This is a genomic window from Microvirga sp. 3-52, assembly GCF_018383585.1.
Classification (GTDB): Bacteria; Pseudomonadota; Alphaproteobacteria; order Rhizobiales; family Beijerinckiaceae; genus Microvirga.
In genome coordinates, this window is the sequence record NZ_JAHAMK010000022.1 from 19,422 (window position 1) to 44,924 (window position 25,503).

General features: G+C 63.2%; 18 protein-coding genes. 7 read left to right on the plus strand and 11 right to left on the minus strand.

What is annotated here, in order from left to right:
* Positions 1-50 precede the first annotated feature (50 nt).
* From KHP60_RS16550 to KHP60_RS16560, 3 genes are read left to right on the plus strand one after another with little or no spacing between them, the layout of a single operon-like run.
* A complete protein-coding gene (locus KHP60_RS16550) occupies positions 51-1,280 on the plus strand; it encodes an ROK family transcriptional regulator (RefSeq protein ID WP_249688853.1) in 1,230 nt (409 codons plus the stop codon).
* A complete protein-coding gene (locus KHP60_RS16555) occupies positions 1,270-3,663 on the plus strand; it encodes a PIG-L family deacetylase (RefSeq protein WP_213565433.1) in 2,394 nt (797 codons plus the stop codon). Before KHP60_RS16550 ends, KHP60_RS16555 begins: the two co-directional genes overlap by 11 nt.
* A 6-nt stretch (positions 3,664-3,669) precedes the next feature.
* Positions 3,670-4,569, plus strand: coding sequence for a DMT family transporter (locus KHP60_RS16560; protein ID WP_213565434.1), 900 nt, complete (start codon positions 3,670-3,672; stop codon positions 4,567-4,569).
* A 727-nt stretch (positions 4,570-5,296) separates the two neighbouring features.
* Here the strand turns inward: KHP60_RS16560 and KHP60_RS16565 are convergent.
* The 11 genes from KHP60_RS16565 to KHP60_RS16615 all read right to left on the minus strand — a co-directional run bounded on the left by KHP60_RS16565 (position 5,297) and on the right by KHP60_RS16615 (position 17,788).
* On the minus strand, positions 5,297-7,117 hold the full coding sequence (locus KHP60_RS16565) for an SLC13 family permease (RefSeq protein ID WP_213565435.1): 1,821 nt from the start codon (positions 7,115-7,117) through the stop codon (positions 5,297-5,299).
* Positions 7,118-7,480: 363 nt separating this feature from the next.
* Positions 7,481-10,585 carry a proton-conducting transporter membrane subunit gene (locus KHP60_RS16570; RefSeq protein WP_213565436.1) on the minus strand — a complete coding sequence of 1,035 codons (3,105 nt, stop codon included), beginning with the start codon at positions 10,583-10,585 and terminating at the stop codon, positions 7,481-7,483.
* Positions 10,579-10,950 carry a sodium:proton antiporter gene (locus KHP60_RS16575; protein ID WP_213565437.1) on the minus strand — a complete coding sequence of 124 codons (372 nt, stop codon included), beginning with the start codon at positions 10,948-10,950 and terminating at the stop codon, positions 10,579-10,581. The genes KHP60_RS16570 and KHP60_RS16575 overlap by 7 nt, the downstream gene beginning before the upstream one ends.
* Before the next feature lie 12 nt (positions 10,951-10,962).
* Positions 10,963-11,655 (minus strand): hydrogen gas-evolving membrane-bound hydrogenase subunit E, encoded by a 693-nt coding sequence (gene mbhE, locus KHP60_RS16580; protein ID WP_213565438.1) that lies wholly within the window; start codon positions 11,653-11,655, stop codon positions 10,963-10,965.
* Entirely contained in the window at positions 11,652-11,996 is a 345-nt protein-coding gene (mnhG, locus tag KHP60_RS16585) for a monovalent cation/H(+) antiporter subunit G (RefSeq protein WP_213565439.1), read from the minus strand. The genes mbhE and mnhG overlap by 4 nt, the downstream gene beginning before the upstream one ends.
* Complete coding sequence (locus tag KHP60_RS16590) at positions 11,993-12,241, minus strand: hydrogenase subunit MbhD domain-containing protein (RefSeq protein ID WP_213565440.1); 249 nt, start codon at positions 12,239-12,241, stop codon at positions 11,993-11,995. Before KHP60_RS16590 ends, mnhG begins: the two co-directional genes overlap by 4 nt.
* 3 nt (positions 12,242-12,244) lie before the next feature.
* Complete coding sequence (locus tag KHP60_RS16595; RefSeq protein ID WP_213565441.1) at positions 12,245-12,505, minus strand: monovalent cation/H+ antiporter complex subunit F; 261 nt, start codon at positions 12,503-12,505, stop codon at positions 12,245-12,247.
* A complete protein-coding gene (locus KHP60_RS16600; protein ID WP_213565442.1) occupies positions 12,498-13,034 on the minus strand; it encodes a Na+/H+ antiporter subunit E in 537 nt (178 codons plus the stop codon). The genes KHP60_RS16595 and KHP60_RS16600 overlap by 8 nt, the downstream gene beginning before the upstream one ends.
* A 26-nt stretch (positions 13,035-13,060) precedes the next feature.
* Positions 13,061-14,893: an SLC13 family permease gene (locus tag KHP60_RS16605; RefSeq protein ID WP_213565443.1), complete on the minus strand. Its 1,833-nt coding sequence runs from the start codon at positions 14,891-14,893 to the stop codon at positions 13,061-13,063.
* A gap of 110 nt (positions 14,894-15,003) precedes the next feature.
* The gene (locus KHP60_RS16610) at positions 15,004-16,206 is read right to left on the minus strand and encodes a M20/M25/M40 family metallo-hydrolase (protein WP_213565444.1); all 1,203 of its coding nucleotides are present in this window, start codon (positions 16,204-16,206) and stop codon (positions 15,004-15,006) included.
* Between the two features lie 64 nt (positions 16,207-16,270).
* The gene (locus KHP60_RS16615; RefSeq protein ID WP_249688856.1) at positions 16,271-17,788 is read right to left on the minus strand and encodes an AbgT family transporter; all 1,518 of its coding nucleotides are present in this window, start codon (positions 17,786-17,788) and stop codon (positions 16,271-16,273) included.
* Between the two features lie 479 nt (positions 17,789-18,267).
* On the opposite strand from KHP60_RS16615, the gene KHP60_RS16620 reads away from it, so the two are divergent.
* The 4 genes from KHP60_RS16620 (at position 18,268) to KHP60_RS16635 (ending at position 25,466) form a co-directional block, all read left to right on the plus strand.
* Positions 18,268-19,365: an efflux RND transporter periplasmic adaptor subunit gene (locus KHP60_RS16620; RefSeq protein WP_249688858.1), complete on the plus strand. Its 1,098-nt coding sequence runs from the start codon at positions 18,268-18,270 to the stop codon at positions 19,363-19,365.
* A complete protein-coding gene (locus tag KHP60_RS16625; RefSeq protein ID WP_249688859.1) occupies positions 19,362-22,448 on the plus strand; it encodes an efflux RND transporter permease subunit in 3,087 nt (1,028 codons plus the stop codon). Before KHP60_RS16620 ends, KHP60_RS16625 begins: the two co-directional genes overlap by 4 nt.
* Positions 22,445-23,605: an efflux RND transporter periplasmic adaptor subunit gene (locus tag KHP60_RS16630; RefSeq protein ID WP_249688860.1), complete on the plus strand. Its 1,161-nt coding sequence runs from the start codon at positions 22,445-22,447 to the stop codon at positions 23,603-23,605. Before KHP60_RS16625 ends, KHP60_RS16630 begins: the two co-directional genes overlap by 4 nt.
* Positions 23,606-23,726: 121 nt before the next feature.
* Positions 23,727-25,466 carry a hypothetical protein gene (locus KHP60_RS16635; protein WP_249688861.1) on the plus strand — a complete coding sequence of 580 codons (1,740 nt, stop codon included), beginning with the start codon at positions 23,727-23,729 and terminating at the stop codon, positions 25,464-25,466.
* Positions 25,467-25,503 lie beyond the last annotated feature (37 nt).

A 25,503-nucleotide genomic window follows, 5' to 3' on the forward strand; every position in this document is an offset into this window, starting at 1 on the left:
ATCGTCCACTGCACGGAGTGGTGGAGATGCTGAGAAAAGCAGAAGGCGGAATGTCATCGACGATCGGCAGCAATCCGGAGCGGAATCGCTCCCATAACCGGCGCGTGGTGCTCGACGTCGTGCGCCAGCTCGGCCCTGTCGGGCGGATGGAAATTTCGCGTCATGCGCATCTGAGCACCCAAGCCGTCTCGAATATCGTCGAGGAACTCGTTGCTGACGGGCTGCTGATCAAAACCGGCCGGCTTAGGGCCGGCCGTGGCCTGCCGCCGATCCAGTTCGCGGTCAATCCGAACGGCGGGATGACGGCGGGGGTCGAAATCGCGGCCGATCACATCTCCACGCTTCTGGTCGATATCGGCGGCCGCATTCGCGCGCAGCGAAGCGTCTCGATTCGGCAGAACGATCCCGGGACGGTGCTTCCCGTCATCGAGACCGAGATCGAAGCCGCGCGGGCGCAGTTGAAGTCACCTGTGCCGCAGCTTCTCGGCGTCGGTATCGTCATGCCGGGTCCCTTCAACGTCGAAGGCATGACATCCGTCGGGCCGACGACACTGTCCGGATGGCTCGACTTCGACGCAGTCGCCAGCATCGGGCGGATGCTGGATGTGCCGATCACGCTTGAAAACGATGCCACCGCCGCCGCAGTCGGCGAGCGCCTTCACGGCGCGGCCAAGGAGCTGAAGAACTTCTGCCTGATCTACTTCGGGCAAGGACTGGGCTTAGGGATCATGATCGACGGCCGTCCGTTTCGAGGTGCGAACGGAAATGCCGGCGAGATCGGGCATGTGCTGGTCGAGAAGGGCGGGCGCCTCTGCTCGTGCGGGCAGCATGGCTGCCTCGAAACTTATGCCTCGTTTCATTCCCTAGCGCAGCAATTATCCGGGGCTGGAGTCGAACGGGTCGAATACGCGGACTTGGAGCGGCTTCACCGCGAGAAGCACCCCATCGTCCTGGAATGGATCGAGGTTGCCGCAGGTTATCTGGCGCCACAGGTCGCGATGCTCGAAAACCTGTTCGATCCTGAGGCCATCATCCTCGGCGGCGTTCTTCCGACCGGCCTGCTGGAGGATCTCGTGCAGGCGATGCACCCGCTTCCCCTATCGGTCGCCCGGCGCAGGAACCGGAGCGAGGCCCGCCTGATCCATGGGCGAACCGGCCGCATGACGGCGGCGCTCGGCGCCGCCGCCCTGCCACTCCTGGAAACGATGACCCCGCGTCTCGACACCGCCCACGCGGCCAGACGTGAGCAACCGAACGAGGAGATTTCCCTTGCTGGATGACCATAGCCGTCTCGCCCGCGCTGTTCATCAGCCAGCTCTTGTCCGTCTGCATCGTGCGTTGAGCCGGCTCCCGTCAGTGCTGACCGTGATGAACACGGGCGCGCATCCCGACGACGAGGCAAATGGACTGCTCGCAGCCCTGCGTTTCGCTTATGGCATGCGGATCGTGGTTGCGTGCTCGACCCGGGGCGAGGGAGGTCAGAACGCGCTCGGACCGGAGCGGGGTGGCGCGCTCGGTGTTTTGCGAACCGCCGAGATGGAGGAGGCCGCCCGCCGCATCGATGCCGATGTGGCATGGCTCGGTCATGGACCGGACGATCCGGTTCATGATTTCGGCTTCTCCAAGAATGGCGACGACACCCTCCTGCGATGGGGCAAGGAGCGGATCCTCGAACGGCTCGTCCGAGCCTATCGCCAGTATCGGCCCGACATCGTGATCCCCACATTCCTGGACGTGCCGGGACAACATGGCCATCATCGCGCGATGACCCGCGCCGCCGAAACAGCGTTGGCGCTGGCGGCCGATCCCGCAGCCTTTCCGGAACATGCGGAACTAGGCCTCACACCGTGGCAGGTGTCCAAGTTCTATCTGCCGGCCTGGTCCGGGGCGGGCTACGCCTATGACGACGAAGTGCCGCCGCCGCCTGCAACGTTGAACATGCAGATTGTTGGCGGCGATGCGGTGACCGGCCTGGCTTATAAGCAGCTCGGCGAGTGGTCCCGCGCCGCCCATGCCTCGCAGGGAATGGGTGTGTGGCGCGATGATCCGGTCGACCAATGGAGCCTTCATCTAAAGCTTCGTGCCGGCGCTTCGCCGGGCCCCGAGCACGACATCCGTGATCACCTTCCTGCGAGCCTTCGCGATCTTGCCGGAACGCCGGGCCTGATGGACGCTGCGGGCTCGGCTCTGCGCGAAGCACAGGCGCGCATCGATGCTGCTATCGCGGCATTCCCCGATCGCAAGCTCATCGGCGGCTCGCTCGCTCACGCGGCGCTGTTGATCGAGGATGCACGGAAGGGCATGGATCGGTCGATTCTCAATCAACCGGGGCATCGTCTCGACCGCAAGCTTCGCGAGATCGATGCTGCCCTTTTCGAGGCGAATGCCAACACCGCAAGAGCGTTCTTCCATGGTGCAGGATATCCCGGAGCACAGGTTGGGTTAGAAGTCTCCATCGATGCGCCCGGCCTTGCGAACCTCTCGGTCGAGCCGCGGCTTCCCGAGGGGATCGAAGCAAAGGAGGTTTTCCATGAACCGCGGCGTGTTCGCTATGCTATCGCGATCCCAGAAAAGGCTTCTTATACGGGACATTATCCGCCAGCCTTCGATCCCATGGGCGGCAATGGCCCGGCCGGCCTTCATATCACCGGTGATCTCGACGGCCGCAGGATCGAGATCGATCTCGATCCCGAGAAACTTCTGACGATCGGTCCGCAGCAATCCCTGTCGCTCGATCCGGTTTTCGCAATCGTGAGGGCCGATGCACCGGCATCCAGCATCCGTGTCCAAGCTGCGGGCGCAAATCCCACGGTCTGGCAGGTGCCGCAGGGCTGGAGCGTTCGACGTCAGGACAACTATTGGGTCATCGATCCGCCGCAGCAAGCGAAGGCCGGCGTGTCAACTCTCGTTCCGATCCTCGACGGCAGGCCGGCAAGCTCTGTGCGAATCATGGCCTATCCGCACATCCAGCCGGTTCCGTTCATTGCGCCGACGGAAGTAAAAATTCTGACGCTTGACGTCGCTCTGCCGAACGGCGCCCGCATCGCATATGTCGGTGGCGGCAGCGACAATGTCGGGATGCATATGCGCCGCCTCGGGCTCGATGTGACGGATCTCGGGGAGGCGGATCTGAGAACCGGATCCCTTTCCGATTTCACCACCATCGTCATCGGCATCTTCGCCTTCGGGCTAAGGCGCGATCTGCAAGATGCGGCCGGCCGGCTGCATCGGTTCGTGGAGGAGGGCGGCCATCTGGTGACGCTCTACCATCGCCCGACGGACGGCTGGGATCCGGATCGGACGCCCCGCCGTCTCGTCATTGGCTCGCCGTCACTGCGGTGGCGCGTGACCGACCCGTCGGCTCCCGTGACGGTTCTTAAACCGGACAGCCCGCTGCTGACCTCTCCGAACAGAATCGATGCGGGCGATTGGCATGGCTGGGACAAGGAGAGGGGACTCTACTTCGCCGCCGATTACGATCCCGCCTATGAAGAGCTTCTGTCTCTCAACGATCCGGATGAGCCTCCTCTGAGAGGTTCGCTGCTTTCGGCTCGAATCGGTCGCGGGCGGCATACCCATGTGGCGCTGGTGCTGCATCATCAACTGGACAAACTCGTTCCCGGCGCCTTCCGACTCCTGGCCAATCTCGTTCAGCCAGCCTGAGGGGACATGGAGCCCGAGCCGGAAAGCAGGTCGAGCGCACGTCCCGTTCCTCTGGGGATCAGCGCAGGATGGTTGTTGCTCGACATGGCGCTGGTCACGACCATGCAGGCCATCGTCAAGGCCGAGGGCGAGACCTATCCGGCAGTCCAGTTGGTCTTCCTCCGCTCGCTCGTCGGATTCATCTCGGTGGCGCCGCTGGTGTGGCGCCACCGCCGGAAGCTGACGAGCCTCTCGAATATTCGCGGCCACCTGGTGCGGGTCGCCTTCAACTCCGCCGCATTGACCCTCAACTTCGCAGCCTTCGCGGCTTTGCCTCTGGCACTGGTCACCGCCATAGGATTTACCCGGCCGCTCGTGCTGCTCGTGATGGCAGCCATCATGCTGGGAGAGCGGGTAAGCCGGACGCGCTTTGTTTTCACGGCACTCGGATTTCTCGGCGTCATCGTCATGCTGCAGCCGGACGCGATCCCCTGGAACATGGGAATTCTCGCGGCTTTCGGATCGGTTCTCTTCGGCTCCCTCGCGGTCGTCCAGACGAGACGGCTCGCCGGTGAGAGCACGGTCATCCTGATGCTCTTCTACACGGTCGGGCTCACGCTCCTGACATCGATTCCCGCTGCGGTCGTTTGGGTGCCGATCCCGTGGAGCGAGTTGCCGAACATCATCCTCGTCGGCGTGCTGGCGCAACTCGGGCAATATTGCTGGCTGCAAGCCTATCAGAAACAGGAGGCGCGTCTCCTCGCGCCGATCGGCTACCTGTCGATCCTCTTCTCGGGATCTGCGGGATGGCTTTTCTTCGGCGAGATCCCCTCCCTGTCCCTTTGCATCGGGGCCGCAATCGTGGTTCTGACCACGGTCCTGAGCACGCCGGCCGAACGCTGGCTGAAGAACAGGAACAGGGCTTAAGACCCTGGCCTGATGCCGGCCACGATTGCCATGTGCCAGCCACAGTCCCGTTTCCGTGCAGGAGGCTTGGCAATCGCGCGCCTTGGAGAGATCTGCGTTCGCTTCGAGGGCATAACTATTCTTATCCGACCGGCATCCTCGCACAGGCGGGCGACCGTGCGGGATCGCAGGACATCGGCCTTCCCGGAATCTCCGATGCTCGCGAGCGAGGCGGCCGATTGCAGGAAAGCTCGAACGAGGTGCCGAACGCCGAGGTCGCCGTCGTACGCCTCGACCCCACAAGCGCAGAGCCGCAGGTGGTCTTTTCGTCCTTATCGGCCGGCGCCCCAGGCGGTTTGCGGCAGGCCACATGGGTACCGGAACCAGGCGGCGGGGGTTATCGGGAATAACCCCGAAGCGAAGCCACGGATGACCCGGGTTCGCATGCAAATAATCTCTCCTTCGGCAGGTGATCGCCGGATCCCTGCGAAAGGGAGTGGGCGCTTGGGGCGGGATTCGGAGACCGCGACGCCGGCTTGACCTTTCAGGGAGGTCCACCGCGGCATGGCGGTTCTCCCCGGCCTCCATGGCGGCTCTGCGCGCTTTCTCGGTATTGACCTGAGCAACATCGCTCGCAGCGGCGGCGTTACGTTCCGATCGCAACCAGGGGCAGGGAGTCCGCCATGCGCCTCCCGATCGTCATGATTACGTCCCCCTCCCTCCGTTGAGAGACCGCCTCTAACGTATGCTACATCGGCAGGACCCAAGGCACCATGATCACGCAAACGATAAGCACGAGGATGGAAAAAGGCACGCCAAGCCTTATGAAATCTCCGAACAAGTAATTTCCTGGGCCGACGACAAGGGTGTTCACCGGCGACGACACCGGGGTCATGAAAGCGGTTGATGCGGCCAAGGCGACGATCATGGCAAATGGATACGGCGAGGCATTCAGCTCCTTGGCGATCGCAAGGGCGACCGGTATCATCAGGACTGCGGTCGCGGTGTTGGAAATGAACATGCCCAGCAGGGCGGTAATAATAAAGAGGGTCCCGAGGACAACACGCGGCCCTGCGTCGCTGATGACGCTCATCAGGAAGTCAGCAGCCAAATCCACTCCTCCGGTTCTCTGCAATGCGATCGAGAACGGCAGCATGCCGACGATGAGAACGATGGTTTTCCAGTCAATGGAACGATAGGCGCTGGGAAGATCGATGCACCCCAGAAGCCCCATCAGCAGGCACCCGATCAATGCAGCATGTACGTTCGGGATGACTCCGCTGACCATCAGCCCGACGACGAGCGTCAGACAAGCAACAGCTTGAAGGGCCTTTCCGGGTACTGGAAGAACCTCGTCGAGTTCCGAGGGGAGCCGGATAATGGCCAAGTCTCCGTCATCCGACCGAAGTTGCTCGATGTCGTTCCAGGTCCCGACGAGCAGCAGCATGTCGCCAACCTCGAGCCTTTCATTGACGAGATTTCGGTCGTGCACGATACGGCCTCGCCTGAGGCCGATGACCGAAAGTCCGAAGCGACTCCGGAAATGCGCTTCGATCACCGAGCGTCCAACCAGATCCGACGATGGCGGTACGATGACCTCCGCCAATCCGATTTCCTGCGAACGATCGCTGAAATAGGTTCCGTCCAGCGGCAGCTCCTCGAGGAGGAAATCGTCCCGAATGGAGTGGATGTCCCTGCTGTTCGGGAGCAAGTCGATCAGCAGTACATCGCCGACCTTGATTTCCATTTTTGCGGTCGGCCGGAGCAGTTCCCTCGAGAAGTTGCGGCTTCTCTCTATGGCGATGATGTTTGCTCCGGACGAGCCACGCAGGTTGAGCTCCTCCAAGGTCTTGCCGGCGAGCGGCGAGCGGTCGGTCACGAGAAGGCGATATTCGCGGTTCGCGAGGCCATACTCGTCGACCCACGCTGCGAACGTCGGCCGGTTGGCGGTCTTAGCCCGATTTCCAGCCGGCAACCAGCGCCGTGCGAACGCCATGTAGATGATGCCCAGCACCAGGACGGGAACGCCGAAAGGCGTGAAGCTGAAGAACGAAAAGCCCGCGATGCCGTGACGCTCGAGTTCGCTGTTGACCACGAGGTTCGGTGCCGTTGCAACCAGGGTCGTCATCCCGCTGATCAGGGCCGCGAAGCTGATCGGCATCATCAATCGACCGGGCGGAATGCCAGTGCCTTGCGCGATCCGCAGCGCCACCGGGATGAAAATCGCAGTCACGGCAGTCGAACTCATGGTCGCTCCGAGAGCGCAGACGACCGTCATCAGTAGAGTTGTCAAACGCAGTTCGTTAGCCCCCGCCTTCGTGGTCAGCCAGTCGCCGAGCCCCTGAGCCACGCCCGTTCGCACCAGTCCCTCACCGATCACGAACAGGGCGGCAATCAGGACGATATTGGGATCGCTAAAGCCTGCGAGCGCTTCCTGCACCGTGAGCACGCCCGTCAGGGGCAGCGCCGTGAGCATGATCAGCGCCACGGCGTCCAGGCGAGGCTTGTTGATGGCGAACATCACGATCGCGGCGGCAAGCAGTCCAAGGACGACAGCAAGTTCGGACATTCCGGGATTTCTTCGTATGGCCGATCGTTACGCTAGTGAGCGCCAGATTGAGTTGACGCAGCGCCGACGGCAACCAAATTCTGGGGGGGGCGACGACTGAACGGGACGCTCGGCAGGCTTTTGGGATGGGAGGCTAAGCAACTTAACCCTTGGCCACTCATGGAACGGCAGACGATGTACTCCTGATCGAAAGTTTTCTTCCCGATGAAAGATCGGAACATCACCATGATGAGTGTTGTAACTCTTCCCGCGATCCGTTCACGCGCTCTTCCGACGGACGCCATCCCTGAGCATTCCTCGCTCCGCAGACGCCGGGGCGGCGAGAAATGAATGGCCGTGCGGCCCCTAAGACTGTGTCGGTACTCACAGACGGCCCCCGGCCCATAACCCCGCGAGTCCGGTGCTCGTGACATAGATGACCAGGAAATAGAACAGGACATAGAGGGCATAGGTCTGACCGTTGCCAGAATAGAGCCCCCGTGCCCAATCTGCTACGGCAAGCGTGCCGTCCGCGACGCTCCGCCAGAAGACGATAGCGACAGGGGGCGAGGCGATGCCGATGATGGGACGATAGAAGGCGAAGAACCGATGAAGATCGGCGACGTTCCGCTGGCTGCCCGAATATGCGAGCCAGGCGATCAGCCCAAGGACCGCCGCGACCGTAACGGCGCCAGTCATGATCGGCGTCGGATTCCAATAGCCATAGACCGTCTCCAGGGACATCCCCTCCCAGACCAGCGTCGAGGCAAAGTGCGGGTCGATTGCAGCGGAAACGGGATCCATCAGCAATTTCGGGTAGAGTGATAGAACGAGGATACCCGTGATCAGCACGAATTGCGGGACGAGGAGAGCCGTCGGCGCCTCGCTGACTTTCGTCTGCTCGCCCCTATACGGCCCAAAGAAGAGGCCGCTGACGAGACGAATCATGTACAGGAAGCCGAGAAAGGTCGCCACAAGCCCGGCGACGGCGAGAAAGTGCCAGCCTTTCTCCGTCATGGCGCTCAACAGCAACCACTTGCCACCAAAGCCCATCAGTGGCGGCAGGCCCGACATCGAAATGACAGCGACGAGCACGGTCGCGAAGGTCACCGGCATCGCGCGGAGGAGCCCGCCCCCTTCCGGGAGGCTGCGCGAGCCGGTGCGGAGAATAATGCCGGCGATGGCGAGGAAGAGGACTCCCTTCACCATCACGTGGTTGGCGACAAGATAGAGCGCAGTAACCCAGCCCAGATGGCTCATCAGCGCTGTTGCGGTGATGATATAGCCAAGCTGGCTCATGCTGGAGAGGGCGAGGAGACACTTGATATCGGTCTGCTGGAGCGCCATCAAAGCTCCGGCAATCGTCGTCAGCATGCCGACCCAAGCGATGGCATGTGCGAGCTCCAGCCCAGCCTCGGACCGGATTGCGAGATAGGTCCCCATGAGCAGACCGAAGACAGCAACCTTGCTGACCACGCCCGAAAGCACTGCGGTGAAATCGTCATCTGCCTCGGAATAGGCTCCCGGCAGCCAAACATGTACACCGATCGCACCCGCCTTGATCAAGAACCCGGCCGCGAGGAACGCGAAAGCGACGCTGGCGTCCGGGCCGCTGGTCATCAGCGCGCCGAGGTGGATCGAGCCGCTGACCGCGGCGATTCCGGCGAATCCCGCCAGCACAAGAAAGGCAGACAGCAACGAGAACAGCAGGAAACTCAGCACATGCGGCCCCGCACCCCGGCCCTTCGCTATCAGAAAGCAGGTCGATAAGGTTATGATCTCCCAACTGAAGAAGAACTCCAGGCTCGTGGACGATCGAAGCAGCGCTTGGATGGAAAGCATGAGGATCGCCAGCATCGGATAGTAGCCAGGGCGGTCATCAACTCTGTAGAGGCCCGCTGCGGCTATGACGAGGCTGCCAGCGAGCAACAGGATCGCGAAGAGCCAGGCAATGCCCTGGGCGGCTTGCGCCAGGAAGCTACCGACGGCAAGAACGACGGCAAGCATCAGCACATTCTTGGCACGGCCCGGCATGCGGTCGAGCGCGTAGAGGATGATGCGGGAAAGGAGCGGGCCGAACATCCAAGGTGCGCCTGCTCCCGAGGCGCGTGCCGCTACATAGCCGGCGATACACAGGAGGAGTGCGACAGTCACGATGGGAAACAGCGCGGATGCGGACGGCATCTCTGTCGGTCCGCTTTCCTGTGTGCAGAGGGCGCGGGTGAACCAGCGGAACATATACGCCGCTTCCAGCAGCGAACCGCATAGGATCAGCACAACCCAGGGCAGCTTTGCAGCGCTGGTCAGTTGCATGATAAGCGCCCATTTGGCCCAGAAACCGGGGAATGGTGGCAGTCCGGCAATGGCCACGAGGAAGAGGGTCAGCAGCGCTGCTAGGAGGGGATGGCCGGCGATGCCGACTGGCACATCGATATCGCGTTGGCGAATGACGCTGGCGATCCAGAAGAGGCCGGCCTTGGCGAGAAGATGATTGAGAAAGAGGCCACCCGCCACCAGCGGAATCGATGCCACTGCGCCGACCTGATGGAGAAGCGCCAGTCCGAGGAGGAGCAGGCCCATTTGACCGATCGACGAATACCCGAGAAGCCGCTGGATACCAGACTGCTTCAGACCGATCAGGTTGGAGAAAAGGAACGTGGCTCCGCCTGAGACGGCCAGGATGGGGAGTTGGTCTTCAAAGAGGGGAAGCAGTTTCACGAGCGAGAAGAATACACCAGCGGAGACACCGACGGAGATCATCGTGGCGACGCCGCTCGGCGCGGTTTCATAGACGTCGAGCCCCCAGCCATTCGCGGGGAAAGGCTTCAGTTCGATGACGAGGCAGGCAAGCAGGAGAAGCAGTGCAGCCACGCCGATCGGTCCGGTGATGTTGGACTTGGTAGCTACCAGGGTATCGATGTTGAGGGTGCCGGTGACATAATAGAGCAAACCCGTGCCGAGCAGGAAGAGCGACGACGCAATGACCGTCGCCATGATGAACTTGAATGCCGCCCCCAACGCGGCTGGTGTGCGCTCAAGCCCGAGAAGGCCGTAGGTCGCGATGGAGACGATCTCCAAGAAGACGAAGAGATTGAAGAGATCCCGGGTCATCACCATGCCGTTGATGCCCATGGTGAGTCCCAGGTAGAGCAGCAGCGCCGCGTAGTTGCCGCGCAGCCGATCCCAAAGATGCAGCGCTCCCAGAATGGCCATGACATTGACGCTTGCGGTGACAAATCCCTCGGACAGGCCAAAGCGCAGATTGATCGAGACCGGCGGCAGCGATCCTGCCGTGAAGATATCGATGGGTGGCTCGCCACCGAGAATGCGAAGCAGCGAAACGGCGCTGATGACCGCGATCCCGACGAGTGCGATGAAGAAGCCGGCGGAAAGCCAGCCGTTGCCGATCCGGACGAGCAGCGGAATGGCGAATCCGCCTGCCAGTCCAAGAAGGAAGATGTTCAGCGGATGGAACAGGCTCGCTACCATTTCGACTCCGTGAAGGCACGGATGTCGAAGGACTTCCTGGCTGAATGGAGACGGACTGCATAAGCGAGCATGATGGCCGTCACCGCGAATCCGATGACGATGGCCGTCACCACCAACGCGGAGGGAATGGGATCGATCGCACGCCCTGCCTCGGCCTGGCTGAGCGCCCCGTCGATGATCGGGGCCGTACCTCCGGTCACATAGCCGGTTGCAACGATGACGATGTGGAGTCCGGTGCTGAACAGGGCGAACCCGATGATGATGCGAAGCAGGTGACGGTGGATCAGGATACCGCAAAGACCGATCAGGGCGAGCCCGAAGCCCGTGACCAGCAGGATGGAGGACACTGGGATGATCGTTGTCATGTCCTGGCTAACTCAACGTCCGAAGCGGTTGATGATGACACTGAGCTCTGCCCCGACCTTGATGCCGAGCAGCGCCGAGACCAACGGAATGGCGCCGGCGCTGAGGAAGGTGCCTGCTTCGCCAGGCGGCAGGAACCGCGGGTCGAGGAAGCCGCCGGCGAGGATCAATCCCAAAATGCCGATCGCGACATACGTTATGCCGGCAAGGGACTCGATCACGCTGAGCGCCGCTGCATTAAGCCGGGCTCCCGGGTCGGCCAAAAGCAACAGCATAACTCCGGAGGCGACGATGGCGCCACCTTGGAACCCACCGCCTGCGGATAGATGACCGTTGACGATGACGTAGGCACCGAACGTGAGGATCACGGGCAGCAAGACCTGAGAGCCTGTCATCACGATTTCGCTGGCAGGCCTGCGCCTCCGTTCCTCCGCTTCCTTGAAGCCGGCATCGTCCTTCCTGAGAAGCAGGCCGACGCTGGCCGCAACCATGAAAAGCACGGCAACCTCCCCCAGCGTATCGAAGCCGCGATAGGCGATGAGGATCCCGGTGACGATATTCGAAACCCCGAGTTCGAGAGGGGCCCGCGACACGTAGTACTCCGCAAGCGCGCGAAGAGCCAACCGCTCCGTATAGCCTCCGGTCAATCGGATGAAGATCAGCGCGAACAGGGTGACGGCGACCAGCACGCTGACGCGATAGATCATGTCGCGCCCCCCGCTTCGTTGGTCTTCTGGTCGTCCGCAAGCGCGTCCATCACGGTTGCCGGTGCCATCGGCGTGCGGATCCGATGCGCGGCGCGCGAGAGCGCGTGGGAGGAAACGGGGTTCGTCATCAACACGAAGAAGATGACGAGGACCAGTTTGAGTGTCCATCCCGGATGGTAGAAGGCAAGGCCGACCACAATCAACACGTTGCCCAGGGTCGTCGCCTTGGTGCCTGCCTGGATGCGGGTGAAGGAGTCCGGCATGCGCACGAGGCCAAGACCTGCCGAGAACAGGAACACGGCGCCGGCCAGGATCAGCAAGCTTCCGATCAGCTCGATCATGGCTCATGTTCCCCGCGGCCCGCGTGGCGGACGGCGTAGATGAAGATGAAGGTCGTAAGACCCGAGCCGATCGCCGCCTCCGCCATTGCGACGTCTGGAGCCGCAAGCAGCAGGAACGACACGGACGCGAACAGCCCGGCCAGGCCCGAACTCACCATCGCAGCCATGAGGTTGTTCAGGCACACCGCGAGAAGCCCGCTGACGAGAATGCCAGCACAGACGACCAGGAGGAGAAGCTGGAGCATGCACTAGAGTCCCTTTTCAAGAAAGCGCGCGACCGCCAGCACCGCCAGGAAGCTCAGCAAGCCATAGACGAGGGCGACATCGATATAGACGAAGCGTCCCGAGACATGGGCATACAGGACAATGAGCGAGATCGAGATGATCGTCAGCATGTCGATCGCGACGATCCGGTCGATCAGCGTGGGGCCGAGCACCAGCCGGGTGATCCCAAGCAATATAGCGCCGAGGATAAGGGCAGCCGCGACCTGAACGATGGTTTCAGCCAAAGACGTGCTCCAAGTGCCTTTCGAACGGTCTGACGATCGTTTCGGTCATTGCTTCGGCGTCGATGCCGTCAATGTCGAGCAGGTGAATGAAGAGCGCGTCGCCCCTCAATTCCATCACGAGCGAGCCCGGAGTCAGCGCAATCGTATTGGCAAGGGCCAGCCGGCCGATCGGCGATTTGAGCCGGGTGCGGACCTTGACGATGCCCGGCTTGATATCGATGCGCGGGGCATAGACGTAACCCATCATGGCGATGTTGGCCTTGACGAGCTCGACGAGGAATGTCGCTCCGTAGAGCGAGAAGTGCAGCAGCCCGTCGGGGGTCCAGCGGATCCGACTCCACGTACTGCCGGAGGACGTGAGGATCCAGGCGATGGGCATCGTGATCGCCGCGCCGAGCAATACGACGACGGCCGCCACCGTGGAATTGGCAACCGTCCAGACGACGAGAAGCACGGTCCATAGGCTGATCAGTCCGTGTGAGCGTAAAGGGGTCTCGGTATCCTTGCGATTCGAATCCGCGTCGCTCATTGATGATCACCGCCTGAATTAGCCGATCAGAACCGCCAGATCAGCGGCACGAGGAAGACCGATACGACGAAAAACCAGATGAGCAGAGGCAATCCCAGCTTCCAGTAATCGCCGAACGCATACCCTCCGGGGGCCATGACCATCAGGTTCGTCGGCGTTGCGATCGGGGTCAGGAATGCCCCGGCCGCGGCGACCGCGGTGCTCATGAGAATTGGGCGTGGCGAGATTCCCATGCTTGTCGCGGCAGCCAATCCGATGGGAATGACGATCAGCGCAGTCGCCGTGTTGCTGATCAACTGGCCCATGACGGCAGTCAGAACGAAAAGGCCGGCGAGCAGGGCAACGGGCCCGGCGTCACCGACGAGCTCGACCAGGCCTTCGGCCATGAGCTGCGCCGCTCCCGTTTGCACCATCGCCGTCGATAGCGGCATCAGCGCACCGACGAGGATCACCGTCGTCCAGTCGATGGCGCGGTAGGATTGCTCGACGGTCAGGATCCGCGAAAGAATGATGGCCCCGGCGGCGAGAAGGCCGGCGACGGCGGGCGGCACGAGGCCGGTTGCGAGCAGGATGACCATGCCGAACAGGACGGCAATCGCCCGATAGGCTCCCGGTCCCATGGGAACCGCCTGACGGCGCACCAGTTCGGGCGAGTTGACCACCAGCACATCCGGATCACTGAGATGCACGTCGAGAGCCTTCCAGGTTCCCTGGAGCAGCATCATGTCGCCGGCACGTAGTGTCATGCCGCCACGACCGAACTCCGGCGCTCCGGTGTCGATCTCGGCTCCGGCGCGCTGCACGGCGAGAACGATGAGGTCGCCGCTGTCGGTGATCATGCCCGGGAACATGGTCTGCCCGATCAGGCCCGAGCGGGGCGGGATCACCACTTCGGCGAGGCCGGACCGGCGGTTGAACAGGGTCTCCTCACCATGGTCCGACGCCGTGTCCTCGCGGAACGACAGATGCATTTGCTTGGCGAGTGCGGCGACTGATTCCGCCGTCCCGCGAACGAGCACATGATCTCCATCCCCCACCGGCCGGCGCAGCGGGGCGGCGCTCTCGCCGTCCTGGACGGCCACGAGCTGCATGCCCGGAAAGGCCGAGAGATCGACCTGCGCCGGCGAGAGACCGACATAGGGCGAGCTTGCGCGCACGCGCATCTGGAAGACGCCGTCGGCTAGGCCGTACTGCTCCACCAGCGTCTTGGCATGACGGCTGAGGTCGGCCGGCATCTTGGCGCCGTTGCGCTGGGGCAGGAGGCGCTCGCCGAAGAGGACGATGATGGCCATCGTGCCGGCAAGCAAGGGGATGCCCACAAGGGCGAACTCGAAGAAGGCAAACCCGCCGACCGCGGCGTCCAATCCTGCCTCGGAGACGAGGACGTTCACGGGCGTGCCGGTCAGAGCGAGCATCGATCCCGCATGGGCGGAGAACACGAGTGGCATCAGGAGCTGCGAGGACTTGCGTCTGAGGCGGACCGCCATGACGACGACGACCGGCAGCAGGGCGGCAACTGCGCCGTTGACGCTGATCAGGGCGGTCAGCACGGCCACGAGGCTCATAGTGAGAAGGAGGAGACGCGTCCGGCTCTCTTGTCCGGCGCCGCGGATCAGAAGCTGGCCGGCCCATGCGGTGACTCCCGTCGTCTCGAGGCCCGCGCTGACGACGAAGAGGCAGGCGATGAAGATCACGGCGGGATCGCCGAAGCCGCCCAGCGCCTGGCCCAGGGTGAGAACCTGCGTCGCCCACAGCGCCAGGGCTACTCCCATGGCGACGACGACGACGGGCAGCTTGTTCCAGATGAACAGGGCGACGGTAGCGGCGATGATGGCGGCGATATAGGTGATCGGGCTCAATCGCTCGTCTCCTCGTCAACCCGACATTTGCGGAGTGCGCGATGGGTCAGGGTGCCAGGCATGTGGCGCCCTTGTGTTCCCGAATCGAATATGTCGTCCCCTCTGCCCACCTAGTCCTCGATCGTGGCCAACAGCAGCGCGAGGCGGCACCCCGTCGCGAATTCCGGCAGGTTCACATATTCCTTGATGGTGTGAATTTCCGCTTGGCCGGCACCGATGGTGACGGTGGGAACGCCGTGCTTGTCGAGCCAGTTGGCATCGAGTCCGCCGTTCGAGAACAGGTAGTTGGGATTAAGACCGAGCATGGTCATCGCCCTGGTCGCCCGCCGCACCACGGGCGAGCTCTCATCCAGATTGAAGGGCGGATAGGATGGGGTGTGCGTGAAGGCCAAAGCGGCCGTTTCACCCTCATGGTCCTTCACTTCTCCCTTGGCCTTCTGAAAAGCCTGGCCGAATCCCTCTGCGATCGCCGCTGCAAAGGCGGATGTCGGGCTTCGGGCCTCTCCCTTGATGAAGGCGTAGTCGGTCACGACATTCGTCGCGTCTCCCGCAGCCTTGCCGTCCTTGCCGCCGAAGATCCCGACATTGCTCGTGCCTTTGCCGTCGGCCTTGACGACCTTGCCGAACCACCCTTCGCGCTTCGCTTCAGTGAGAGCGATCGCGCCCACCAGCGTCGCCGAGATGCCTCTCTCGGGCGCCACACCCGCATGCGAGGCCTTTCCCGTGATCTCGACCTCCCAATTCTCCTGGCCGACCGCCCCGACGATCAGGTCCGACGGATCCTGGCCGTCGACATTGATGCACATCACCGCGCCGCCGAGATCGGCAGCATCGAGCTCGCGCGCGCCGTGCAGGCCGCTTTCCTCGCGCACCGTGAAGAGCAGCGTGATGGGGGGATGCGGCAGGTTGTGCTTCAGGAGCGTCTCCGCAAGGATGACGAGAATGGCGCATCCGGTGCGATTATCCCCTCCGAGGGCCGTCGTCCCGTCTGAAACGATTCGGTCGCCCTCGCGCCTCGGCTTGGCTCCGGCACAGAGCGGAACCGTATCGAGATGGGTCGAAAACAGCAACCGCGGTCCGGGCCGCGTTCCAGACAGATCGACAATGAGGTTTCCCGTTTCCGTCGGAACCGGAATGCGTTTGTTCACTTCATCGAAGCGGATCGCGGAAGCCGGTACACCCGCCTTCTGAAGGGCTTCCGAGACAGCCGCGGCGATTTGGGCTTCCTGCCCGGTCACGCCCTCGACTGACAGAAACCGCATCAGGTGCTCTTCCGCGGCGGCGACGTCGAGTGAAATTGCAGAGTTGCTCATCATGCCGCTCCGTTGCTTACGATTGCCTTAGTCAGAAAACTGCCGGCCGACCCTTGGCATGGACTCACAATCCCCACGGAAGCCCGAGGATCTTCCAGATGGCGAAGAGGACGGTCCAGAGAACGAAGATCCACGCGACGTAGGGGAGCATCAGCGACACGACTGTGCCGACGCCCGCGGTCCGGTCGTATTTCTGGGCGAACCCGACGACAAGAGCGAAATAGGCGTTCAGAGGCGTGATCGAATTCATCGGCGAGTCACCGACGCGATAGGCCGCGAGCACCGCCTCCGGCTCAACTCCGAGCTTCATGAGCAACGGCACGAAGACCGGGGCGAAGATCGCCCATTTGGCGATTGCGCCGGTCAGCAACAGGTCGATGATCGCAACGACGACGATGAAGCCGAGCAGCAGCGGCAACGCGCCGATATTGGCCGCCTGCAGAGCACCCGACAGGCTGAGCGCCATCACCGTGCCCATGTTGGTGTAGGTGAAATAAGCCACGAACTGGCTCAGAACGAAGAACAGGAAGATCGTGCCGCCGAGACTCTTGATTGACTTCTCGATCGCCGCGATCACCTCGGGCAGTGTCTTCAGGGTGCCGGCACCGATGCCATAGGCCCAGCCCGTGGTGAGGAACATGAGCATGATCAGCGCAATCAGCCCATTCATGAAGGGCGAGTCGCCGATGAGCTCTCCGGTGTCCGGATTCCGCAGGGGTGCGCCCGAGGGAATGGTGAGGAGGCAGAAGACCGCGATCAGCCCGAGCAGTCCAAGGCCGGCGAACCGCAAGCCGCGGGATTCCTGATCCGACAGCACGGCGCCTTGCTCCGTCGTGGTTCCTTCCGCTGCGAGTTTCGGGTCGTATGTCCCCAGGCGGGGCGCGATCATGCGGTCGGTAATGAACGCGATGACAACGGTGAGGAACAGCACCGAGGCGAACGAGAACCAGATATTCGACGTGAGACCGATGGAACGGCTGGGATCGACGAGACGGGCCGCGTCATTGGTGAATTCGACAAGCACGGCGTCCAGCGGCTTGATCAGCATGTTGACGGTGAAAGCGGAGGCCACGGCGGCGAAGCCAAGCGCGAGGCCGGCCAGCGGATGCCGCCCGACGGCCAGATAGGCGATGCCTGCCAGCGGAATCAGGACCAGATAGCCTGCGTCGGCCGCGATGCTGGAGATGATCCCGACGAAGGACAGTATATAGGTCAGGGCCCAGGCCGGCGAGACGATGACGAGCTTCCGGATCAGCGCGGTGACCAGACCGGACTCTTCTGCAACTCCGGCGCCGATCATCGCGACGATCATGAGCCCGACAGCCGTGAAGCTCATGAAGTTCGGGATCAGCGACGAGTATATGAAGCGGATGCCGTCGGTGTTCAGCAGACTGCGGATCTCCGTGGTAGCAGTCTCGATCTGGTGCGTGTCGGGGTTGATGCGTTCGAAGGAGACAGCCGCTCCGAACAGGCTGAGCAGGGCGGACAGGACGATGACAATGGCGATCAGAACGAGGAAAATCACGACCGGATGGGGAACCATGTTCCCGACCTTTTCCACGCCGTCAAGAAAACGCTGCATGAAGGTCTTGGGCTGAGTGTCCAGAGACTTGGGCGCCGTGTGAATGCTTGCCATCAGTCTACGAGCCTCAAGCGAAATGATCGTCGCGCCGGGGGGCGGCTTACCACAGCAGCACGGACGCAACTGAGTTTAGCTCGCCCGGCCGGAAATGCATCGGCGCAGCGTCCCAGACCTAGACGGGCAGTCCCAATTTGTCGGATGAACCTCGTCACCAAGGGAAGACCAGGATCACCGGAGATCCAGGATCTAAAAATGGGATGCAGCGCGTAGGGTTGGGATGATGAGCTAATCTGCGCCATCGGGAACTTCTGATACCCTGTACCTGATGGGCAGGCGTGACAACTCCTGACGTTGGATTGCGCCAATCGGTTGGCAGCCTCCGCCGATTGCTGCCCCATCGTCGTAGGAGTCGGCCAAGGCCCGCCGAAAACTTGCGGAAGAAGTCCAAGGTCTGGAACGACCCAAGCAGGATGTGGGATATGATGCGGGATTCCAACTCTCGTCCTCCTTTGCAAGTCGCCGTTCCGGTCGCCCTCGCGCTGTGGTGCACGGCATGCCAAGCCGAGGTCGAGGCGCCGGCACCGGTTCGACCTGCCCGTGTCATCGTGGTCGAGCCTGCCACCAAGTCAGCGGATGTCGGTTTCGCGGGCCATATCGAGCCCCAGGACCAGGCATCCCTGGCGTTCCGGTTGGGCGGCCGGTTGGTCGAAAGACCTGCCCGCGTCGCAGTGTCGGTGGGCGACGGAGAGGTGGTCGCACGTCTCGACCCGGAGAACGAGCTCAACGAACTCCGCTCCGCGCGGGCGGCGCTTGCGGCGGCCCAGGGGGCCCTGGGACAGGCGGACAACCAGTATCAAAGGCAGCGTCATCTTCTCGAACGCGGCATCACCACGCGAGCCGATTTCGAAGCCGCCGAACAGGCGCGCAAGGCCGCACAGGCACGGGTGGACGCGGCCCAGGCCCATGCCCGGACAGCAGAGGATGGCGTCGGGTTCACCACCCTGAAGGCGGATGCGCCAGGCGTTGTCACGGCAGTCGGGGCGGAACCCGGAGAGGTGGTCGCAGCCGGCCGGATGATCGTGCAGCTCGCCCGGCGGGATGGTCGCGATGCCGTCTTCGAGGTCCCTGCCGACTTGGCTCGGGTGGCAGCACCAGGCGTCGAGGTCATCGTCGGTTTGGTCAGCGACCCTGGCGTCAAGGCCCATGGCCGGGTCCGGGAGATCGCTCCGCAGGCGGATCCCGTCACCCGAACGTTTGCCATCCGCGTCGGCCTCACCGATCCGCCGCAATCGTTCAGGCTCGGCACGGCCGTCTCGGGCACCCTCCGGAGGAGCGCAGATACGGCGCTGGCGATCCCCTCCACGGCACTGGTGCGGCGGGGGCAGGACATCGGCGTGTGGGCGGTCGATCCAAGCACGACCAAGGTCATCTGGCGCACCCTCGACGTGATCAGTGCGGGTCCCGCAACCGCACTCGTCGCGAAGGGGATCGCAGCGGGCGACATCGTCGTGACCGCCGGCGCCAATCTCCTGCACGAGGGCCAATCCGTGAAGCTGCCGGGGATGGAATCGCAATGACCTTCAGTCTGTCGGGACTGGCCCTGAGGAACCGCTCCGTCGTGGCCTACCTCATGATCGTGGCCATCGCCGCCGGCCTCCTGGCATTCTTTCGCCTCGGCCGCAATGAGGATCCATCTTTCGTCATCAAGACGATGGTCGTCTCCGCGGCCTGGCCCGGTGCGACGATGGAAGATACCCTGACGCAGGTCACGGAACGGCTCGAGCGTCAGCTCGAGGAAACACCCGGCCTCGACTTCCTTCGAAGCTCCACCACGCCGGGACTGACCACGATCTTTGTCAACCTGAAGCAGTCGATCCCGGGATCGGACGTGCAGGATACCTGGTATCAGGTTCGCAACCTGGTGACGGACATCCGCCACACGTTGCCGAACGGCACGCTCGGGCCGTTCTTCAACGACAGGTTCGGCGACACGTTCGGCATCATCTATGGCTTCACGTCCGACGGCTTTACCCGCCGTGAGCTCCGGGACTACGTCGAGGACATCCGCTCCACGCTCCTGCTCGTTCCCGACGTATCCAAAATCGAGATCATCGGTGCCCAGGACGAGCGGATCTTCGTCGAGTTCTCGGTGAGGGAACTGGCCAACCTGGGCATCGACCGGTCGGTACTCCTGGCGGCCTTGCAGAGCCAGAACCTCGTGCGGCCGGCGGGTGTGCTCCAGACCCGGGACGAGACCATGGCCCTGCGCGTATCCGGGGCTTTCGAGACGGAAGCGGATCTTCTCGACGTGAACTTCCCGGTGGGTGACCGCATGGTCCGGCTGGCCGACATCGCAACGGTGCAGCGCGGACCGGCCGACCCGCCGCAGCCGATGTTCCGTGTCAACGGGCGGGAGGCGATCGGCCTCGGCATCGCCATGAGGGACGGCGGCGACATCCTGGCGCTCGGCGACAATATCCGGAAGGCGATGGCGGGGATCACCGCCGACCTGCCGCTCGGCATCGAACCGCATCTGGTGGCAGACCAAGCCGTAACCGTCGACCACGCGATCACCGACTTCATGACGTCGCTTTGGCAGTCGGTTGCCATCATCCTCGTCGCAAGCTTCGTCAGCCTCGGGATCCGCCCCGGCTTGGTCGTCGCCCTGTCCATCCCGCTGACGCTTGCGGCCGTGCTCGCGATCATGGATGTCGTCGACATCGACATGCAGCGCATATCCCTGGGGGCGCTGATCATTGCGCTGGCCCTGCTCGTCGACGATGCCATGACGACCACCGACGCCATGGTGACCCGCCTCGCGGCGGGCGACGAAAAGGTGAAGGCCGCGACCTATGCCTTCGAGCGGTATTCCATGGCCATGCTGGCCGGAACGCTGGTGACGATCGCCGGATTCGTCCCGATCGGCTTCGCCGCAAGCTCGGCGGGCGAGTATACGTTTTCGCTCTTTGCCGTCGTCAGCATCGCGCTGGTCATCTCCTGGCTCGTGGCGGTGGTGTTCGCGCCGGTGCTCGGCGTCGCGATGTTGTCCAAGCCGAAGACCTCTTCAGCCGACGCACCACCCGGCCGAGTGGTCGTGCTTTTCCGGCAGCTCCTCTCCGGCGCCATCGGGGCCCGGTGGCTCACGATTGCCGTCAGCATCGGCCTGTTCATTGCCTCGCTGTTGGCGCTGCCGCTGGTGCCGCGTCAGTTCTTCCCAGCGTCCGACCGCCCGGAGCTTCTGGTCGACCTGACGATGCCGCAGAACGCATCAATCTTCGCGAGTGAGGAACTCGTCGGTCGGTTCGACGCCGCCTTGAAGGACGATCCCGACGTCGTACGGTGGAGCACCTATGTCGGACGCGGCGCGATCCGCTTCTATCTTCCGTTGAATGTCCAGCTCCCGAACGATTTCTTCAGCCAGGCCGTGATCGTTGCAAAGGATGTGCCCGCCCGGAACAGACTTCAGGTGAAGCTGGAAGCGATGTTGGCCAACGAATTCCCGAATCTGGTCGGGCGGGTCTACCCGCTGGAGCTCGGACCTCCCGTCGGCTGGCCTCTGCAATACCGCGTGAGCGGACCGGATACCGGCGAGGTCCGCACCATTGCCATGAAGCTTGCCCAGGTCGTCGCCTCGAGCCCGCAGGCCAAGCAGGTCAATTTCGACTGGATCGAGCCATCCCGCAAGCTTCAGCTGCGGGTGAACCAGGATGAGGCGAGGCGCCTCGGCCTCAGCTCGGCGGCGCTCGCGTCCATTCTCAACACGGTCGTGTCCGGAACGGTTGTCACCCAGGTGCGTGATAGCATCTATCTCGTCAATGTCGTCGCTCGCGCCAGGGACGACGAGCGGGCCTCGATCGAGACGTTGAGGACCATGCAGGTCGCCTTGCCGGGTGGCCAATCCGTACCGCTGTCGCAGTTCGTCACGTTCGACTATGGACTCGATACGCCCCTGGTCTGGCGCCGGGACCGGGTGCCGACGCTGACCGTCGCCGCCGATGTCGCGCCGGGAATCCTTCCCGAAACGGCCGTCTCTGCCCTGACCCCGAAGATCGATGAACTGAGGCGGACCCTGCCGCCCTCGTACCGGATCGATGTCGGCGGAACCGTTGAAGAGAGCGCGAAGTCGCAGGCATCGGTGATCGCCGTGGTACCGCTGATGCTCCTGATCATGTTGACGGTCCTCATGGCCCAGTTGCGCAGCTTCAAGCTGCTTGGCCTGGTCCTCTGCATTGCCCCCCTGGGCCTCGTCGGCGTCGTCGGGGCCCTGTTGTTATCGGGTAAGCCCCTTGGCTTCGTGGCGCTGCTCGGCATTCTCGCCCTGATCGGCATCATCACGAAGAATGCCGTCATCCTCATTGGGCAGATCGAGGCGGAGAGATCCGGCGGCAAGGGCGTCGTGGAGGCCGCGCTCGACGCAAGCACGACGCGGTTCCGTCCGATCATGCTGACGGCGATCTCCACCGTTCTCGGCATGATCCCGATCGCTCCAACGGTCTTCTGGGGCCCGATGGCCTATGCGATCATGGGAGGGCTCCTGGTCGCCACGGTCCTCACACTGATCCTGTTGCCCACACTCTATGTCACGGTGTTCGACAGGCGTTCATCCGCCGCTGGAAACGTGGACGCCGTTCCGACGGTTGCGGGAGCGTCCCGATCATGATCAAAATGACCGCCCTGATGTCACAAATGGCTGCATGGGTCCGATCGGGGGCGGCGGTGACCGCCATCATCCTTTCCAGCCTGGCCGCATGCGGCCAGGCTGAAACGCCTGCGCCGAGCACCGGCCGCCCGGTCGATGTCATCTCCGTGGAGGAGAGCAAGCTGGCAAACGAGATCCAACTGTCGGGCGAAATCCAGGCAGAAAACAACGTCGCGCTTGCGTTCCGCATCGGTGGCCGCGTCGCGGAGCGACCTGTGAACGTCGGCGACCGGATCGCGGCTGGGCAGCTCATTGCCCGGTTGGACCCGCAAACCGAACAAAATGCCCTCACTGCCGCGAAGGCAGCCCTGTCAGCCGCGAGAGGCGAGGTGAGCACGACCCGCAGTGCCTTTGACCGCCAGGAACAGCTCATGGCGCAGGGCTTCACGACCCGGCCGCGCTTCGATCAGGCCTTGCAGGCAAGGAACACCGCCGAATCCGGCCTCGAGGACGCAGAGGCCCAGGTCGAACTGGCGCGCGATCGCCTCGGCTTCACGGAGCTTCGATCCAGCACCGCCGGCGTCGTGACGGCCCGAAGCGCCGAGCCCGGTGAAGTCGTGCAGCCGGGCCAAGCCATCGTGCAACTGGCCCGCGAGGACGGACGCGATGCCGTATTCAACTTGCCCGCGCGCTTCCTCGAGCAGCAGGACGAGGATCCAGTCATACGCGTCGCCCTCGCCGATGACCGCTCCGTCGCCGCCGTCGGGCGCGTTCGCGAGACCACGGCGCAGGCCGACCCCGTGACTCGCACATTCGAGGTTCGGGTCAGCCTGCAAGATCCTCCGGAAGCCATGCGGCTGGGATCGACCGTCATCGGGACAATCGAACTGTTCTCTCCAGCGGTCATCGCGGTTCCGGCGAGCGCCCTGACACGGGTCGGGCAATCACCCGCCATGTGGATCGTCGATCCTGCGACATCTACCGTTTCGCTGCGGACCGTCGACATCCTGCGCTTTGATCCCGACCGAGTGATCATCTCGCGGGGGCTCGACCCGGACGATGTCATCGTCACTGGCGGTATCCAGGCCCTTCACCCAGGTCAGCTGGTGGCTCCCCTTCGGACGCGGCCGGCGGCGGCCGAGGGGCAGAGGGCTGGCGCAATATCCCATTTCGAATGAGGCCGAAGCGGGGTCAGCCTGGAAGACAGGGACAGGGCTCGGCCTTGCTCCGGGCCGATGGTGTGGAAATGGCGATGATGATCGTTGTCGGAATTGGCGAAGTGTTCCTCCAGGCCGTCCCATGAACGGCGGTCAGATCTTTCCAGGAAGCATGGAGGGACTGCCGCGGCCGACCGTGGGTGTCAATCTCGATGACTTCCGACCTTTGCTGCCGGCTGAGGAAGTGGTCCTGTCCCGCCTTGCGAGCGGCGGACTTGATCGTCTGGGCGACGGCGTGCGGCCGGGTGCGGATGACCCTGAGCGCGCCATCCGGGCCTCATTCCTGCGCTTCCTCATGCTTGGTGGTGAGGAAGGCTATCGGCCGCACGAAAAGGGCATCAGGATCAGCGGGGCCTGGATCCAGGGCGTCCTCGACCTCGAAGGCTGTCGGGTATCTCGCGATATCCGGCTGAAGGACTGCCGCTTCGATGCCGTTCCGATCCTCCGGTCGGCGGTCATCGATCGGCTGTTCCTGGACGGGTCGTCACTGCCCGGTCTGCAAGCAGAGCGGCTCGAGGTCCGGGGCGGACTTTATCTGCGCGGTTCGCATGTCAGCGGGGAGGTTCGCCTCACTGATTCACGGCTCGGCGGCAATCTCGTTTGCGATGGTGCCATGATCCAGTCGGTCGGCGGATTCGCGCTCAATGCCGAGGGCCTGGAGGTGCGCAACGTCTTCTGTCGCGACACGGACTTCCGTGGCGGCGTCAACATGCGCGGTACGCGGCTCGAAGCCAGTTTCGATTGTGCCGGATCGACCATCTTCCGTCCGGACGGAATCGCCATTGCCGCCGACGCAATCCACGTGCAGGGCGCTATCCTGCTGCGCTCGGCCAATGTCACGGGCGAGGTCAGGCTTACGGGCGCCCGGATCGCGGGCGACCTGGACTGCACCTCTACCGTCATCACCAACTCCGGCCGCGACGCCGTGCAGTTGAGCCGCGTTGTGGTCGAAGGCGCGTTCTTCCTGCGCAGGGAGGCAAGGATCGACGGGACACTTGCCATGACCGGAGCCACGGTCGGCACCCTGCATGACGAAGCGCCGTGCTGGCCCAAAAAGGGTGAACTTCTGTTGAACCGCTGTCGCTATGGCGCCTTCATCGATGGCCCGGTCGATGCAGAGGCTCGCCTCGAGTGGCTGTCGCGTCAGGCGCCGGATGGACGCGGAGAGGAATTCTGGCCGCAACCCTATGAGCAACTCGCATCGGTCTTCCGGGACATGGGCCATGACGAGGACGCCACCACGGTGCTCATCGAAAAGGAACGGCTACAGCGGCGCGCCCGTCGCCGGCGCGCCCGTCACCCCCTTTGGCGTGCAATGCTCGCCGTCAAGGACGGGATGCTCGCCATCACCGTCGCCTATGGCCGCCAACCCCTGCTTGCCTTGGTCTGGCTCGCCTTTTTCTGGGCTCTCGGCGTCGCCGTCTTCAGCTTTGCGGAACGGCAGGGAGCCTTCAAGCCAAACAGCGCTGTCGTCCTGCGATCGCCCGAATGGACGCTATGCGGGGTGGAACAATCAGAACAGCGCTTCCTCTCATCGACCCAGACGGCTGTAGACGGACGCGCCGAAAGGGGACAAACCCAGTTTTCATGCTTCCGGCAGCAGTGGGAGGCATCGAGCTATCCGAACATCAATCCGTGGATGTACTCGCTGGATGTCCTCTTGCCGGTGCTCGAGATGGATCAAAAGACATTCTGGCGGCCTGATCCATCCAAGCCTTCCGGAGGATCGGCCCTGAGCTATTACTATTTTCAATCCATAGTGGGATGGGTCCTGAGCCTCCTGGCCGTTGCCGGATTCTCCGGCATTGTCAGATCACGATGACGCGATGTGTCGGCGGCACTTCGCGGCACAGGAAGCC